This is a genomic window from Microbacterium sp. Leaf203 (assembly GCF_001421275.1).
GTDB classification, from domain to species: domain Bacteria; phylum Actinomycetota; class Actinomycetes; order Actinomycetales; family Microbacteriaceae; genus Microbacterium; species Microbacterium testaceum_A.
This window is the reverse complement of sequence record NZ_LMKF01000031.1, coordinates 398,439-412,278: the sequence shown is the minus strand read 5'-3', so window position 1 is coordinate 412,278 and position 13,840 is coordinate 398,439. Positions and strand designations below refer to the sequence as shown.

The 13,840-nt window shown below is 70.0% G+C and carries 15 protein-coding genes; 1 reads left to right on the top strand and 14 read right to left on the bottom strand.

The window, feature by feature from the left end; genetic code table 11:
* Positions 1-153 precede the first annotated feature (153 nt).
* The gene (locus ASE56_RS14720; RefSeq protein WP_056231291.1) at positions 154-603 is read right to left on the bottom strand and encodes a hypothetical protein; all 450 of its coding nucleotides are present in this window, start codon (positions 601-603) and stop codon (positions 154-156) included.
* 60 nt (positions 604-663) lie between these two features.
* Between ASE56_RS14720 and ASE56_RS14715 the strand changes: the two genes are divergently transcribed.
* Positions 664-1,362, top strand: a complete 699-nt coding sequence (locus ASE56_RS14715) for a trimeric intracellular cation channel family protein (RefSeq protein WP_143017865.1) — start codon at positions 664-666, stop codon at positions 1,360-1,362.
* A gap of 171 nt (positions 1,363-1,533) precedes the next feature.
* Here the strand turns inward: ASE56_RS14715 and ASE56_RS14710 are convergent, their stop codons facing one another.
* From ASE56_RS14710 to hrcA, 13 genes are all read right to left on the bottom strand, one after another.
* Complete coding sequence (locus ASE56_RS14710; RefSeq protein ID WP_056231282.1) at positions 1,534-2,316, bottom strand: MOSC domain-containing protein; 783 nt, start codon at positions 2,314-2,316, stop codon at positions 1,534-1,536.
* A 32-nt stretch (positions 2,317-2,348) separates the two neighbouring features.
* Complete coding sequence (locus tag ASE56_RS14705; protein WP_081349740.1) at positions 2,349-3,137, bottom strand: methyltransferase domain-containing protein; 789 nt, start codon at positions 3,135-3,137, stop codon at positions 2,349-2,351.
* A 23-nt stretch (positions 3,138-3,160) separates the two neighbouring features.
* Positions 3,161-4,921 carry a 2-isopropylmalate synthase gene (leuA, locus tag ASE56_RS14700; protein WP_056231278.1) on the bottom strand — a complete coding sequence of 587 codons (1,761 nt, stop codon included), beginning with the start codon at positions 4,919-4,921 and terminating at the stop codon, positions 3,161-3,163.
* Positions 4,922-5,059: 138 nt separating this feature from the next.
* On the bottom strand, positions 5,060-5,611 hold the full coding sequence (locus ASE56_RS14695) for a GNAT family N-acetyltransferase (protein WP_056231275.1): 552 nt from the start codon (positions 5,609-5,611) through the stop codon (positions 5,060-5,062).
* 44 nt (positions 5,612-5,655) lie between these two features.
* Positions 5,656-6,603, bottom strand: coding sequence for an NADP-dependent oxidoreductase (locus ASE56_RS14690; RefSeq protein ID WP_056231271.1), 948 nt, complete (start codon positions 6,601-6,603; stop codon positions 5,656-5,658).
* A gap of 71 nt (positions 6,604-6,674) precedes the next feature.
* Positions 6,675-7,568 (bottom strand): GTPase Era, encoded by an 894-nt coding sequence (gene era, locus ASE56_RS14685; RefSeq protein WP_056231267.1) that lies wholly within the window; start codon positions 7,566-7,568, stop codon positions 6,675-6,677.
* A complete protein-coding gene (locus tag ASE56_RS14680) occupies positions 7,565-8,875 on the bottom strand; it encodes a hemolysin family protein (RefSeq protein ID WP_056231264.1) in 1,311 nt (436 codons plus the stop codon). The genes era and ASE56_RS14680 overlap by 4 nt, the downstream gene beginning before the upstream one ends.
* Positions 8,872-9,339: an rRNA maturation RNase YbeY gene (gene ybeY / locus ASE56_RS14675; protein ID WP_056231259.1), complete on the bottom strand. Its 468-nt coding sequence runs from the start codon at positions 9,337-9,339 to the stop codon at positions 8,872-8,874. The genes ASE56_RS14680 and ybeY overlap by 4 nt, the downstream gene beginning before the upstream one ends.
* Positions 9,336-10,361: a PhoH family protein gene (locus tag ASE56_RS14670; protein ID WP_235557024.1), complete on the bottom strand. Its 1,026-nt coding sequence runs from the start codon at positions 10,359-10,361 to the stop codon at positions 9,336-9,338. Before ASE56_RS14670 ends, ybeY begins: the two co-directional genes overlap by 4 nt.
* A gap of 49 nt (positions 10,362-10,410) precedes the next feature.
* On the bottom strand, positions 10,411-10,758 hold the full coding sequence (locus tag ASE56_RS14665; RefSeq protein ID WP_056232343.1) for an HIT domain-containing protein: 348 nt from the start codon (positions 10,756-10,758) through the stop codon (positions 10,411-10,413).
* A 65-nt stretch (positions 10,759-10,823) separates the two neighbouring features.
* Entirely contained in the window at positions 10,824-11,558 is a 735-nt protein-coding gene (locus tag ASE56_RS14660; protein ID WP_056231246.1) for a 16S rRNA (uracil(1498)-N(3))-methyltransferase, read from the bottom strand.
* A 2-nt stretch (positions 11,559-11,560) separates the two neighbouring features.
* Positions 11,561-12,685, bottom strand: coding sequence for a molecular chaperone DnaJ (gene dnaJ, locus ASE56_RS14655; RefSeq protein ID WP_056231240.1), 1,125 nt, complete (start codon positions 12,683-12,685; stop codon positions 11,561-11,563).
* Between the two features lie 62 nt (positions 12,686-12,747).
* A complete protein-coding gene (hrcA, locus tag ASE56_RS14650) occupies positions 12,748-13,788 on the bottom strand; it encodes a heat-inducible transcriptional repressor HrcA (protein WP_056231235.1) in 1,041 nt (346 codons plus the stop codon).
* Positions 13,789-13,840 lie beyond the last annotated feature (52 nt).

The following is a 13,840-nucleotide window of genomic DNA, read 5'->3' as shown; positions in this document are numbered from 1 at the left end:
CCCCCCCCCGTGCATGTGCGTTCCTTTTCCGCGGTTGCTGACCGCCTCGACACTCCAGGCGCATCGGATCAGCCCTCTCACCGATACAACCGCATCCTCGTCACGCGCGTCGCCGCTGGACGTGGGCTCGCGCGCGGTGCTAACGCGCGCTGCTCAGCGGTCGCGATTGCGCCGCCAGCTGGGCTGACCCCATTCGAGGAACCATCGCAGCCCGCGAGGCGTTCCGCGCCTCGGTCGCAGGTGATCGGCGCGAGCGCTGTCGTACAGCTCGGCGGGCAGCGTCACGCGCGGGTCGGTGGCGAGGGGCGGGAGGTGCTTCTCGATCACCGAAGGCAATGTGCGCATCCCCGCCCATCCGGAGGGGATCGCCCGTATCCGGGCACCCTCGGCGGTGAGACTGAGCCGCCAGTCGTCATCGATGGTTATCAGTTTCGCCGCGCTGAGCGCTCCCGCGGTGGCCTCGAGGGTTTCCCGGCTCGGCATGCCCACCTGGACCATGTCCCACGTCGAGAGGATGCCGCGAATCGTCGATCGGCGCTTCTTCCCTGGTGTCAGCGCCGTGAGAAGGGTCGCCGCATCCGAGCGGAGGCACGCGGGGTCCATTCGCCGAGACTATGCCGCGCCTCCCCCCGTGCTCGAACCCCTTCCCGGAGAATGGATGCCGTGAACGCCTCGGTCTTCGTCATCCCCCTGTGGGCGGATCTCACCGCCGTCGCCCTGGGTGGTGTGCAGGGCGCGCTGTTCGCGTCTGGCTTCCAGGGGCAGCGGCGCCTCGATCTGCTCGGGGTGGCGATCATCGGCATCCTGCTCGGCATGGGCGGTGGTCTCATCCGCGATCTGCTGCTGGGGCTCACCCCCGCGACGCTGCAGAGCAACTGGTACCTGATCACCGCGACGCTCGCCTCGATCGTCGGCATGCTGCTGTCGGGGATCTTCCAGCGGCTGAACCGCGCGATCGTCATGCTCGACGCCGTGGTGATCGGCCTGTTCGGCGCCTTCGGCACGTCGAAGGCGCTCGCCCTCGGCATGCCGGCGGTTCCCGCGGTGTTCGTCGGCGTGCTCGCCGCGGCCGGGGGCAGCGTGCTGCGCGACGTGCTGATGGGGCTGCCGGTCGCGATCATGCACGTCGGTTCGCTGTACGCGGTCGCCGCCGGTGGCGGGTGCGTCGTGTTGGCGACCACCGCGGCGTTCGGGGTGCCGCTTCCGGTCGCGGCGGTGATCGGCGTGATCGTGACGACGATCATCCGCGTTCTCGCCGTGATCTTCGACCTCTCGCTACCCGAGCAGCGCAAGATCTACCGCCGCAAGGTCGCGGTCGAGACCACCGGCATTCCGATCATCCGGGTCGACGAGTCGGAGTGAGCCAGGCGCCGCGCGCGTGAGGGGTCATCTCGTGTCGCCTGGCCCGGGCGGAAGCGACAGTTTTCGACCCCTCACGCGATGCGGCGGGGCCTGCGCGCGCGGGGGGTCATCTTGTGTCGCCTGGAACAGGCGGAAGCGACAGTTTCCGACCCCTCACGCGGGGATGCGCCGTCAGGCGAGGGGCGTGACCTCGTCGCCGACGCGGATCGTGCCGCCGTCGGCGACCGGCAGCAGCAGGATGCCCAGCGTCGGCTCGGACTGACCGAACTCCGTGGTCAGCACGCGCAGCAGCCGGGCGTCGCGCACCCCCGTGTCGGGGTTCGCGGTGATCGCGGCGCAGCGCTCGATCGGCTTCTGCACCTCGAACTCGACCTCGCCGATCCGCACGCGGCCCCGCCACTCGAGTTCGGCCCACGGCGCGGTGCCGCCGACGACGATGTTCGAGCGGAAGCGGCGATCGTCGACGGGCGCGGGCACCGCGGCATCCACCTCTTCGACCGAGGCGGCGCCATGCAGCGAGATGAATCCGCGCGGGCGGTCCTGGAAGCGTGCGGTGCGACCGTCACCGAGAAGACCCAGGGGCAGGATGCCGTCGGCCTCGAGCAGCTTCGCATCGCTCGTCGTGCGCAGATAGGCGGTGACCGCTTTGCTGAGTCGGGCGCGGCCCTCGTCGCTGAGATCGGCGGTGACGTCGATGTCGTCGACCCGGAGCCGCAGCGTCAGCGCCTCATCGTCGAGGGCGAGCTCGACGCGCGCCAACGTCGGGAAGGTCATGAGCGCGAGTCCGCGACTCTTGGGGAACGTGGCATCCGCCGGCTCGAGGGCATCGGCGAAGCGGAACACGAGCGAGCGGTCCCCCTGAACACGGCCGTCGTCCTGGATGACGAGGCTGTCGCGTTCCTCGGGCGTGAAGCCCTTCACGGGGTAGCGGTAGAGGGCGTCGACGCGGATCACGGTCTCATCCTCGCATCGACGCCCACTCGCGATCACCAGCGGGCGAGAACCTCGCCGTGCGGCAGCAGGATCCACCCGTCGGGGTGCTCGGCCCACTCGCGCCACGCGTCCGAGATGCGCTGCAGCTGCGCGTCGTCGGCCAGGCCGAGGCGCTTCGCGTGTCCGGCGAACGCGGAGGCGAGAACGCGATCGGCCCACATGCCGCCCCACCACGCGCGCTTATCGGGGGTGTCGAACACCCATACGCTCGCGCTGGCCTCGATGCGGGTGAACCCCGCCTCGCGGGCCCACGCCTTGAGCCGCCGACCCGCGTCGGGCTCGCCCGACGAGCCGCGGTGCACGCCGTGGTAGATCTCGAGCCAGTCGTCGAGGGCGGGGATGAGCGGATGCCAGATCACGCCGCCGTAATCGACGTCGCGCACCGCGACCAGTCCGTCGGGCCCGGCGACGCGGCGGAACTCCCGCAGGGCGTCGACGGGACGCTCGAGGTGCTGCAGCACCTGGTGGGCGTGGACGATGTCGAACGAGGCGTCGGGCACGTCGAGGGCGTAGGCGTCGCCGGTGCGGAAGGTCACATTCGTGCGCTCCCCCGCGGCGGCGCGGGCGACCTCGACGACGCCCGACGAGGCATCCACCCCGACGACCTCTCCCGGGAAGACCCGGTCGGCGAGGTCGACGGTGATGGAGCCGGGGCCGGCGCCCACATCGAGGATGCGGGTGCCGGCCGACAGCGAAGACACCAGATAGGCCGCCGAATCGGCGACGGTGCGCACGGCGTGGGAACGCAGCACGCTCTCGTGGTGTCCGTGGGCGTAGGCCACGGTCTTCGTCTCTTTCGCGCGGGTCAGACGCCGGCCAGGGCGCCGGAGTCCTGACGGGTGCGAATCGCGCGGTTCACGCCCGACACGATCGCCTTGAGCGACGCGGTCGAGATGTCGCCGTCGATGCCCACGCCCCACAGGCGCTGGTCGTCGACCTGCAGCTCGACGTAGGCCGCGGCCTGCGCGTCGCCGCCCGAGCTGAGAGCGTGCTCGACGTAGTCGTACAGCGTCACATCGAACCCCTGTGCGCGCACGATCTCGAGGAAGGCTGCGACGGGACCGTTGCCCACGGCCGAGGCCGGGTGCGTGGTGTCGCCGTCGCGCAGCGAGACGTCGAGGTGTACGTCGCCCGACATGTCGCTCGACGAGCGCGTCGACAGCAGCTCGAAGCGGCCCCAGCGCTGGTCGTCGACGGTCGACGGCAGGTACTCGTCGTTGAAGATGTCCCAGATCTGCGCGCTCGAGACCTCGCCGCCCTCGGCATCCGTCCGCGCCTGCACGACGCCCGAGAACTCGATCTGGAGCTTGCGGGGCAGGTCGATCGCGTGGTCGGCCTTCAGCAGGTACGCGACGCCGCCCTTGCCCGACTGCGAGTTGACGCGGATGACCGCCTCGTACGACCGGCCCAGATCCTTCGGGTCGATCGGCAGGTAGGGAACGGCCCACTCGATCTCGTCGACGGTCTTTCCCTCGGCGGTCGCGCGGGCCTCCATCGCCTCGAAGCCCTTCTTGATGGCGTCCTGGTGCGACCCGCTGAACGCGGTGAAGACGAGGTCGCCGGCCCAGGGGCTGCGCTCGGGAACGGGCAGCTGGTTGCAGTACTCGACCGTGCGCTTGACCTGGTCGATGTCACTGAAGTCGATCTGCGGATCGATGCCCTGCGTCAGCAGGTTGATGCCGAGGGCGACCAGGTCGACGTTGCCGGTGCGCTCACCGTTGCCGAACAAGCAGCCCTCGATGCGGTCGGCGCCGGCCATGTAGCCCAGCTCCGCGGCGGCCACGGCGGTGCCGCGGTCGTTGTGGGGGTGCAGCGACAGGATGACGTTCTCGCGGTGGTTCAGGTGGCGCGACATCCACTCGATCGAGTCGGCGTAGACGTTGGGCGTGGCCATCTCGACCGTGGCGGGCAGATTCAGGATGACCTTGCGCTCGGCGGTCGGCTCGAAGACCTCGAGCACCTCGTTGCAGATGCGCAGGGCGAACTCGAGCTCGGTGCCCGTGTAGCTCTCGGGCGAGTACTCGTAGTAGACCTCGGTCTGGGGAATCGTCGCCTCGTACTTCTTGCACAGGCGCGCGCCCTCGAGCGCGATGTCGACGATGCCCTGCTCGTCGGTGCGGAACACGACCTCGCGCTGCAGCACGCTCGTGGAGTTGTACAGGTGCACGATGGCCTGCTTGGCGCCGGCGATCGCCTCGTAGGTGCGGGCGATCAGGTGCTCGCGCGCCTGGGTCAGCACCTGGATGGTGACGTCGTCGGGGATCAGGTTCTCGTCGATGAGCTGACGGACGAAGTCGAAGTCGGTCTGGCTCGCGCTCGGGAAGCCGACCTCAATCTCCTTGTAGCCCATCTTCACGAGCAGGTCGAACATGACGCGCTTGCGCTCGGGGCTCATCGGGTCGATCAACGCCTGGTTGCCGTCGCGCAGGTCGACGGCGCACCAGCGGGGTGCGGCCTCGATGCGCGTGGACGGCCACGTGCGATCGGGCAGGTCGACCTGGATCTGCTCGTGGAAGGGACGGTACTTGTGCACCGGAGCGGACGTGGGCTTCTGGGTGTTCTTCATGATGTGTCGCTTCTTTAGATTCGTTCGGTGGGGCCGACGACGATCTCCGCGACGAGGAAGGCCCTTAGATCGAGGACTCGTCGCGGCAACTAAGAAGAAGCTGGCCACCGAAGCGCATGGAGCGATCGTAGCAGTCCCTCACGAGGCGCTCCGTCGGGCGGCCGCCCACTCGCGGTCGAGCACGGCGTAGACGAGCAAGTCGCTCCACCGGCCCTTGAACCACTCGTTCTCGACGAAGTGCGCTTCGCGCCGCATGCCGAGCCGTTCAGCGAGGGCCGCCGAGCGGACGTTGTCGGCGTCGATCTGCGCCGTCAGCCGACGCAGTCCGTACACGTCGAATGCGGTGTCGATCAGCGCGCGCACCGCTTCGGTGGCGAGGCCTCGACCGGATGCCGCGGGGCTGACCACCCAGCCCACCTCGGCCGACCCGGCTCCGGCATCGAGGTGGAAGAGCACGAGGTCGCCGATCACCGCGCCGTCGTCGACGCGCTCGATCACGAGCATCACGCCGCCGCGCTCGCCCTCGAGACTCGTTCCGCCCATCAGATGGCCGTTCCGGGCACGGATGTCGTCGGGCGACTGCGGCTCGAACGGGAGGAAACGGCAGACCTCGGCGTCACCGCGGTACGCAGCCATGGCCTCGAGGTCACGCTCTTCGAACGGGCGCAGGCGCACCCGCTCGCTGGTCACCTCAAGGGTCTCAGGCGCTGGCGGCAGGACGAACGGCGACGCGCTCACGGCAGCAGGGCGACCTTTCCGCCGGGGTGGCCGTCCATGACGAAGCGCACAGCGGCGATGGCCTCGGCCAGGGGGTAGGTGCGCGCGACGGGAACCTCGAGGACTCCGGATGCCGCAAGCTCGAGCACCCGCGCACGCGCGATGTCGCGGAAACGGGCGCTCTCGGGCCGCGCTCCGGCGATCCAGAGGAACCCGTCGGCTTTCGCGCGCTCGGGATCGACGATCGTGACGATGCGGTCGCGTTCCGACACGAGGGCGAGAGAGACGTCGATGGCCTCGTCGCTGCCCACGGCATCCCACGCGGCGGCGATCGGGGCGCCGTCGGCCGCCTCTTCGACGCGCTCGCGCAGGCCGTCGCCGTAGGCCACCGGGATACCGCCGTAGCGACGGACGCGTTCGGCCGAGGCCTCGGCATCCGGCCCCACCGTGCCGATCACGCGGACGCCGAGCTCGCGCGCCTGCTGGAGCAGGCTCACGCCCACCGCGCCCGAGGCCGCGTGCAGCAGAACCGTCTCGCCCTCGGTGACGCGGGTGACCTGGATCATCTCGGCCGCGGTCGTGCCCGCGAGCAGCAGGTTCGCCGCCTCGGCGTGCGAGAGGGTCGCGGGCTTGGCGAACACGTCGCGGGCCGGAACCGTGATGTCGGTCGCGTAGGCGCCCTGCACGCGGAAGGCGACGACCTCGTCGCCGATCGTCAGCTCCCCCGAGCCGCCCACGGCATCCGGACCGACGGCCGTCACCTCGCCCGACAGCTCGTAGCCGATCGGCACGGGGAACTCCGCGCCGGGACGCGCCGAGGCGACGTGCTTCGCATCGGCCGGGTTCACGCCCGCCGCGTGCACGCGGATCGTCACCTCACCCGAGCCGGGGGGTGCGACCTCGACCTCGTCGAAGCTCCACTGATCGATGGGCCCGGGAGCCGGAGCCGTCCACCTCTTCGCCATGGTCACGCCTTTCGTTTCGCGTCGTCGCCGCTGAGCGTAGCCCCCGGCGTGAGGTGTGCTGCCCGGGTCGGTCAGAAGCCCAGGCGGCCGAGCTGCTTCGGGTCGCGCTGCCACTCCTTGGCCACGCGGACGTGGAGCGAGAGGTAGACGCGTCCGCCGACGAGCGGCTCGATGCCGGCGCGTGCGCGTGCACCCACGTCGGCCAGGCGCGAGCCCTTCTTGCCGATGATGATCGCCTTCTGGCTGTCGCGCTCGACGACGATGTTGGCCCACACGTCGGTGAGGTCGCTGTCTTCGCGCTTGGCGACGTCGTCGACGGTCACGGCGATCGAGTGCGGGAGCTCGTCGCGCACGCCGTGGAGGGCGGCCTCGCGGATGATCTCCGCGATGCGGTCGTCGAGGGCCTCGTCGGTGACCACATCGTCGTCGTACAGAGCGGGCCCGACCGGCATGAGGGCGAGCAACTCATCGCTCAGCACGTCGAGTTGGTCGTTCGTCACGGCCGAGAGCGGGATCACCGCGGCCCAGTCCTCGCGCAGGGCGTCGACCTCGATGAGGCGCTCGGTGATCTGATCCCGCGTCGCGGCGTCGGTCTTGGTCACCAGAGCGACCTTCTTGGCCCGCGGGTAGCCGGAGAGCGACTCGGCGATCCGGCGATCTCCGGGGCCGACCTTTTCGGTCGCGGGTGCGCAGAACGCGATCACGTCGACGTCGCCGAGCACCTGCTCGACGAGGTCGTTGAGCCGCTGGCCGAGCAGGGTACGGGGGCGGTGGATGCCGGGGGTGTCGACGACCACGAGCTGGCCGCCCGGGCGATTGACGATGCCGCGGATGGCGCGGCGGGTGGTCTGCGGCTTGTCGCTCGTGATGGCGACCTTCTCGCCCACGAGGGCGTTGGTCAGCGTGGACTTGCCGACGTTCGGCCGGCCCACGAAGGTCACGAAACCGGATCGGGTGTCGGTCATCTGTCGTTCCTCTCACGCGACGAGGCGTCGGCCTCGACGTCTTCATCGTCCATCGTCTCAGCCCGTTCGACGATCACCGTCGCGATGCCCCGGTTGCGGCCGCGAGAGGCCCCGCCGGTCATCACGAGGCCGGAGTGCTCGGCGGTGGCGCCGGGCTGCGGGATACGGCCGAGCGCCTTCCCCAGAAGCCCGCCGATCGAGTCGACGTCTTCGTCGTCGAGCTCGAGACCGAACAGGTCGCCGACCTCGTCGAGGCCCAGCCGCGCGTTGACGCGGTATCGGCCGTCGGGCAGCTCCACGATCTCGGTCGAGGGAGCGTCGTACTCGTCGGCGATCTCGCCCACGAGCTCCTCGATGAGGTCTTCAAGGGTCACGAGACCCGCGACCCCGCCGTACTCGTCGACGACGAGGCACACGTGCACGGCATCTTTCTTCATCTGCTGCAGCAGCGTCTCGGCCTTCATCGACTCCGGGACGAAGACGGCCGGCCGCGCGATGCGACGGATCGGAGCATCACGCCACCCGGCCTCGTCGCGGAAGCCGAACTGGACGAGGTCCTTCAGGTACAGCACGCCCACGACATCGTCGGCCTCGTCATCGGCGAGGGGGATGCGCGAGACGCCCTTCTCGAGGAAGAGGGCCAGGGCCTCGCGCGAGGTGGCGGCCGCGTCCACGCTCACCATGTCGGTGCGGGGCACCATGACCTCGCGCACGTAGCGGTCGGTGAAGTCGAAGACCGAGTGGATGAGTTCGCGGTCGTCCTCTTCGATGAGTTCGTTCTCGGCCGCTTCGTCGATGATGCTGAGCAACTGCTCTTCCGACGCGAACGACGTCGAGTGCGCGACTCCCGGCGTGACGCGGTTCCCCACGGCCACGAGCCCGTGTGCGAGAGGTCCGAGCAGGATTCGCATCCCCCGGATGACGGGCGCGCCGCCTCGGAGGAGTCCCCGAGCGTGCTGGCGTCCGACCGAGCGGGGGCTCGCCCCGACGGCGACGAACGAGATGCCCGTCATCAGCACCGCCGCGGCCAGAACGGCGAGCAGGATGTTGTCGAAGATCAGCATGAACGCGGCGGCGACGAGCACGGCAGCGGTCGTCTCGGCCAGAACGCGGATGAACGAGACGGCGGTGACGTGGGCATTGGTGTCGTCGCCGATGCGGCGCAGTGCCCGAGCGTTACGGCCACCCGATCCGAGCTCGATCAGATCGACTCTCGAGGTCACGCCCAGGGCCGCCTCGAACGCCGCCATCAGCCCGCCGAAGGCGACGAGCAGGAACGCGGCGACGAGGAGGAGGGCCTCGGTCATGCGCGGCGCTGGCGCTCGACGGCCTGGAAGCCGTCGATGAGCTCGCGCTGCAGACCGAACATCTCGCGCTCCTCATCGGGCTCGGCGTGGTCGAAGCCAAGGAGGTGCAGCAGGCCGTGCGTCGTGAGCAGGATCAGTTCGTCCTGCGTCGAGTGCTTCGCGGCGACCGCCTGGGTCTCGGCGACGGCCGGGCAGAGCACGATGTCGCCCAGCAGGCCCGCGGGGGTCGGGGCGTCTTCGGAGCCCGGACGCAGCTCGTCCATCGGGAAGCTCAGCACGTCGGTGGGGCCGGGCTCGTCCATCCACTGGACGTGCAGAGCCTCCATGGCGCCCTCGTCGACGAGCACGATGGCCACGTCGGCGTCAGGGCTGACGTGCAGCTCCTGGAGGTTGTACTCCATCAGACGCAGCAGGACCTGTTCGTCGATCTGGTGGTCGGACTCGTTGTTGATCTCGATCGTCATGAGCGGTTTCGTCTCGGGAGGTGATCGCGGGGACCGGCGGCACCGGGGCCGCGTCGCTCCGCACGGGTGGCGAATTCTGAGGCCTCGTCGCGTTCGCGTCGAGCGGCCAGGCGCTTCTCGTCGTATTCGCTGTACGCGTCGACGATGCGGCCGACGAGGTTGTGTCGAACGACGTCGTCGCTGGTCAGGCGCGAGAAGTGGATGTCGTCGATGTCGTCGAGGACCCGCGTGACGAGGCGCAGGCCCGAGGCGCCCTGCGGAAGGTCGACCTGCGTGATGTCGCCGGTGACGACCATGCGCGTGCCGAAGCCCAGGCGCGTGAGGAACATCTTCATCTGCTCGGGCGTGGTGTTCTGCGCCTCGTCGAGCACGACGAACGAGTCGTTGAGCGTGCGCCCGCGCATGTAGGCCAGCGGGGCGACCTCGATCGTTCCCGTCGCCATGAGCTTGGGGACGATGTCGGGGTCCATCATCTCGTTGAGCGCGTCGTAGAGCGGCCGCAGGTACGGGTCGATCTTGTCGGTGAGCGTGCCGGGGAGGAACCCGAGCCGCTCCCCCGCCTCGACGGCGGGACGCGTGAGGATGATGCGGTTGACCTCTTTGCGCTGCAGCGCCTGCACGGCCTTCGCCATCGCGAGGTAGGTCTTGCCGGTACCGGCGGGGCCGATGCCGAACACGATCGTGTTCTCGTCGATCGCGTCGACGTACTCTTTTTGACCCGCGGTCTTGGGTCGGATGGTCTTTCCGCGCGACGACAGGATCGCCTCGCCCATGACCTCGGACGGACGGGGTCCGCCGTCGGAGCGCAGCATGCGATTCGAGCTGGTCACGTCGGCCGGGTCGAGTCCGTGACCCGAGCGGGTCATGCTGAGCAGTTCGTCGACGAGGCCGCGGGCCGCGCGCACCGCGTCGGGCGTGCCCGAGAGGGTGATCTCGTTGCCGCGCACGTGCACGTCGACGTCGGGGTGCTCCTTTTCGACGACGCGCAGCAGGCGATCCTGCGGGCCGAGCAGTTGCACCATGGCCACGCCGTCGACCTCGATGCGGTCGGAGACGGTTTCTTCGGGGGAATCAGCCACCCAGGCTCTTTTCGTTCAGGCCGCCCGCGAGGACGTGGGCGTGCACATGGAAGACGGTCTGACCGGCGCCCTCGCCGGTGTTGAAGATCAGACGGAAGTCGCCGTCGGAGTGCTCGGCGGCGACGGAGTTCGCGAGCCCGATGACCTCGGTGAGCAGGTCGGGGTCGCCCGCGGCCAGCTCGACGACGTTGCGGTATTGCTGCGTCTTGGGGATCACCAGCAGGTGCACCGGCGCCTGGGGCGCGATGTCGCGGATCGCGAAGGCGTTCTCGGTCTCGGCGACGATCTCGGCGGGGATCTCGCCCTGCAGGATGCGCGTGAAGATCGACGGCTCGCTCATGGCATCCATTCTAGTGAGGGCCTCCGACATCGAGGCGGGGCCGTTGCGCCGAGGCGCGGCCCGGATCACCAGCGCCCGTGCGCCGCCGACAGCACCGAGATGGCCGCGGCCCCCGCGGTGGAGGTGCGCAGAACCGTGTCGCCCAGGCGTACGAGTCGGGCGCCGGCATCGGCCAAGGCCGAGAGCTCCTCTGGCGCGATGCCGCCCTCGGGGCCGACCACGAGCACGACGTCGCGCCCGCGGGAGCCTTCCGTCGCGACGGACGTGAGACGGTCGGATGCCGAGGGCTCCAGCACCAGCACGAGCGAGGTCGCGGCGAGACGCACGAGGTCGGCCGTGCGGGCCACGCCCTCGACCTCGGGGATCCAGGCCCGGTGCGCCTGCTTGGCCGCTTCGCGGACGATCGTTCGCCAGCGGGCGAGGCCCTTGTCGGCCTTGGCATCCCAGCGCGAGACGCTGCGCGAGGCCTGCCAGGGCACGATCGCGTCGACGCCGAGCTCGGTCGCCGCCTGAACGGCGAGTTCGTCGCGGTCGCCCTTGGCCAGGGCCTGGACGAGCACGAAGCGCGGCGAGGGTCCGGGGATGACCTCGCGCCCCGTCACCCGTACCTCGACCTGTTTCGGCGAGGCCGCGGTGACGACACCCGTGAGCCACGCTCCGCGACCGTCGCCCAGTGTCACCCCCTCGTCGACGCGCACGCGCCGCACGGCGGCGGCGTGGTGCGCCTCGGCGCCGGTCAGCACGACGGAGTCGCCCGCGTGGGCGTTCCCGGCGTCGTCGGTGACGAAGTGCAGCACCACGGTCAGTGCCGGAAGCGGTCGCGGAACTTGCTGAACATGCCCTGCTGGTGCTCGGCAAGCCGCGGCTTGGGGGCCTTCGTGCGCTTGGCGAACTCCTCGATGAGGGCGCGCTCCTTGTGGTCGAGACGCGTGGGGGTCACCACGTGCACGCCGACGCGCAGGTCGCCGCGCTGAGTTCCGCGCAGCGGCGTGATCCCGCGGCCCTTGATGGTCAGGACGTCGCCCGATTGCACGCCCGGGCGCACCTCGAGGTCGACGCTGCCGTCGAGGGACTCGATCGACGTGTTCGTCCCGAGAATGGCATCCGGCATCGACACCTCGAGGGTCGCGACGAGGTCGTCGCCCTCGCGACTGAAGGCCTCGTGCGCTTCGACCGTGATCTCGAGGTACAGGTCGCCGTTGGGGCCGCCGGCAGGACCGACCTCGCCCGACCCGGGCAGCTGCAGACGCAGGCCCGACTCGACACCGGCGGGGATGTCGACCGAGACCGTGCGGCGCGCACGAACGCGGCCCTGACCCTGGCACGTCCCGCACGGGTAGGGGATGGTGGTCCCGTGACCCTGGCAGACGCTGCAGGGGGCACTGGTGACGACGTTCCCGAGCAGGCTGCGGACCGTGCGCTGCACGTGGCCGGAGCCGTGGCAGATGTCGCACGTGACCTCGCTGGTCCCGGGCTGCGTGCACGCGCCCTGGCACGTCTCGCACAGCACGGCGGTGTCGACCTCGAGGTCGCGGTGGGTGCCGAACACGACGTCGCCGAGGTCGAGGGTCACACGGACCAGGGCGTCTTGGCCCCGCTCCCGGCGCGACCGCGGACGCGGACCCCGTCCGCCGCCGCCCTGGCCGCCCCCACCGAAGAACGTCTCGAAGATGTCGCTGAACCCGCCGAAGCCGGCCGCTCCCCCGCCGCCGAAGGGGTTCTGGTCGCCGCCCATGTCGTACCGGCGGCGCTGCTCGGGGTCGCTCAGCACGTCGTAGGCGTGGGTGACCAGCTTGAAGCGCTCGGAGGCGTCTTCTCCGGGGTTCACGTCGGGGTGCAGCTGGCGTGCCAGTCGGCGGTACGCCTTCTTGATGTCTTCGGGGCTGGCATCGCGTTCGACGCCCAGGACCTCGTAGTGGTCAGCCACAATCGCCTTCCTGTCCGCTTGCGCGGGGTCGTTCTCGGGTGGGGTGCTCGCGGGATTCGACGTCAGCGAGACGCGTCGTCGTCTTCGAGCATCCGGGTCAGATAGTGCGCGACGGCACGGACCGCCGCGAGGTTGGAGGAGTAGTCCATGCGGGTGGGACCGAGCAGCCCGACGCGGGCCCCGCCGGTGGATCCGTCGTACCGGCTGGCGAGCACCGAGGCCTCGATGAGTCCGAACGGCTCGTTCTCACGACCGATGCTCGCTGACAGCCCCTTCTCGTCGGCCACCATCTCGCTCATGAGACGCAGGAGCGTCACCTGCTCTTCGATCGCCTCGAGCAGCGGGTAGATGCTCCCGCGGAAGTCGGACTCGCGCTTGGCGAGGGTCGCGGCGCCGGCCATGACGAGGCGATCCTGACGGAACTCCTCGAGCTCCTCCCCCACGATGCGCAGCACCGCGTCGGCGAGCACGTCCAGCGTGACACCCGGGCGCGGCCCGTCGGTCAGCACGGCTTGCACCTGCTGCGAACTGTCGGCGACGCTGCGCCCGACGAGCAGCGCGCCGACGCGAGCGCGCAGCTGCACGATGTCGGTCTCGCCGGGTTCTGCGGGCACGAGGGCGATGCGCTGCGAGACCCGGCCCGTGTCGGTCACCAGGATCACCAGCACACGCGGGCCGCCGAGGGCGACCAGTTCGACGTGACTGACATTGGCGCGGGCGAACGACGGGTACTGCACGATCGCGACCTGTCCGGTCAGCTGCGTGAGCGCGCGGACGGTGCGGGCGAGCAGGTCGTCGAGGTCGCCCGCTTCGTCGAGGAACGACGTGATGGCGCTGCGCTGTGCTCCCGAGAGCGGGCGGAGCTCGGCGAGGTGATCGACGAAGACGCGGTATCCCTTGTCGGTGGGGACGCGCCCCGACGAGGTGTGCGGGGCGACGATGAGCTCTTCGTCCTCGAGCAGGGCCATGTCGTTGCGGATGGTCGCCGCCGACACCCCGAAGGCGTGTCGATCGACGATCGCCTTGCTGCCGACGGGTTCGCGCGTGTCGACGTAGTCCTGCACGATCGCACGGAGCACCTGAAGGCCACGTTCCGACACCATGAGCTGCTCCTCCCGTCTGGCACTCGCATCTGCGGAGTGCCAATTCTACGGG

Excerpts from the sequence above, each read along its gene's own strand:
- ASE56_RS14720 (WP_056231291.1), bottom strand. The coding sequence starts at position 603 with ATGGACCCCGCGTGCCTCCGCTCGGATGCGGCGACCCTTCTCACGGCG.
- leuA (WP_056231278.1), bottom strand. The coding sequence starts at position 4,921 with ATGAAGAACACCCAGAAGCCCACGTCCGCTCCGGTGCACAAGTACCGT.
- ASE56_RS14690 (WP_056231271.1), bottom strand. The coding sequence starts at position 6,603 with ATGGCGAAGAGGTGGACGGCTCCGGCTCCCGGGCCCATCGATCAGTGG.
- era (WP_056231267.1), bottom strand. The coding sequence starts at position 7,568 with ATGACCGACACCCGATCCGGTTTCGTGACCTTCGTGGGCCGGCCGAAC.
- ASE56_RS14680 (WP_056231264.1), bottom strand. The coding sequence starts at position 8,875 with ATGACCGAGGCCCTCCTCCTCGTCGCCGCGTTCCTGCTCGTCGCCTTC.
- ybeY (WP_056231259.1), bottom strand. The coding sequence starts at position 9,339 with ATGACGATCGAGATCAACAACGAGTCCGACCACCAGATCGACGAACAG.
- ASE56_RS14670 (WP_235557024.1), bottom strand. The coding sequence starts at position 10,361 with ATGGTGCAACTGCTCGGCCCGCAGGATCGCCTGCTGCGCGTCGTCGAA.
- ASE56_RS14665 (WP_056232343.1), bottom strand. The coding sequence starts at position 10,758 with ATGAGCGAGCCGTCGATCTTCACGCGCATCCTGCAGGGCGAGATCCCC.
- hrcA (WP_056231235.1), bottom strand. The coding sequence starts at position 13,788 with ATGGTGTCGGAACGTGGCCTTCAGGTGCTCCGTGCGATCGTGCAGGAC.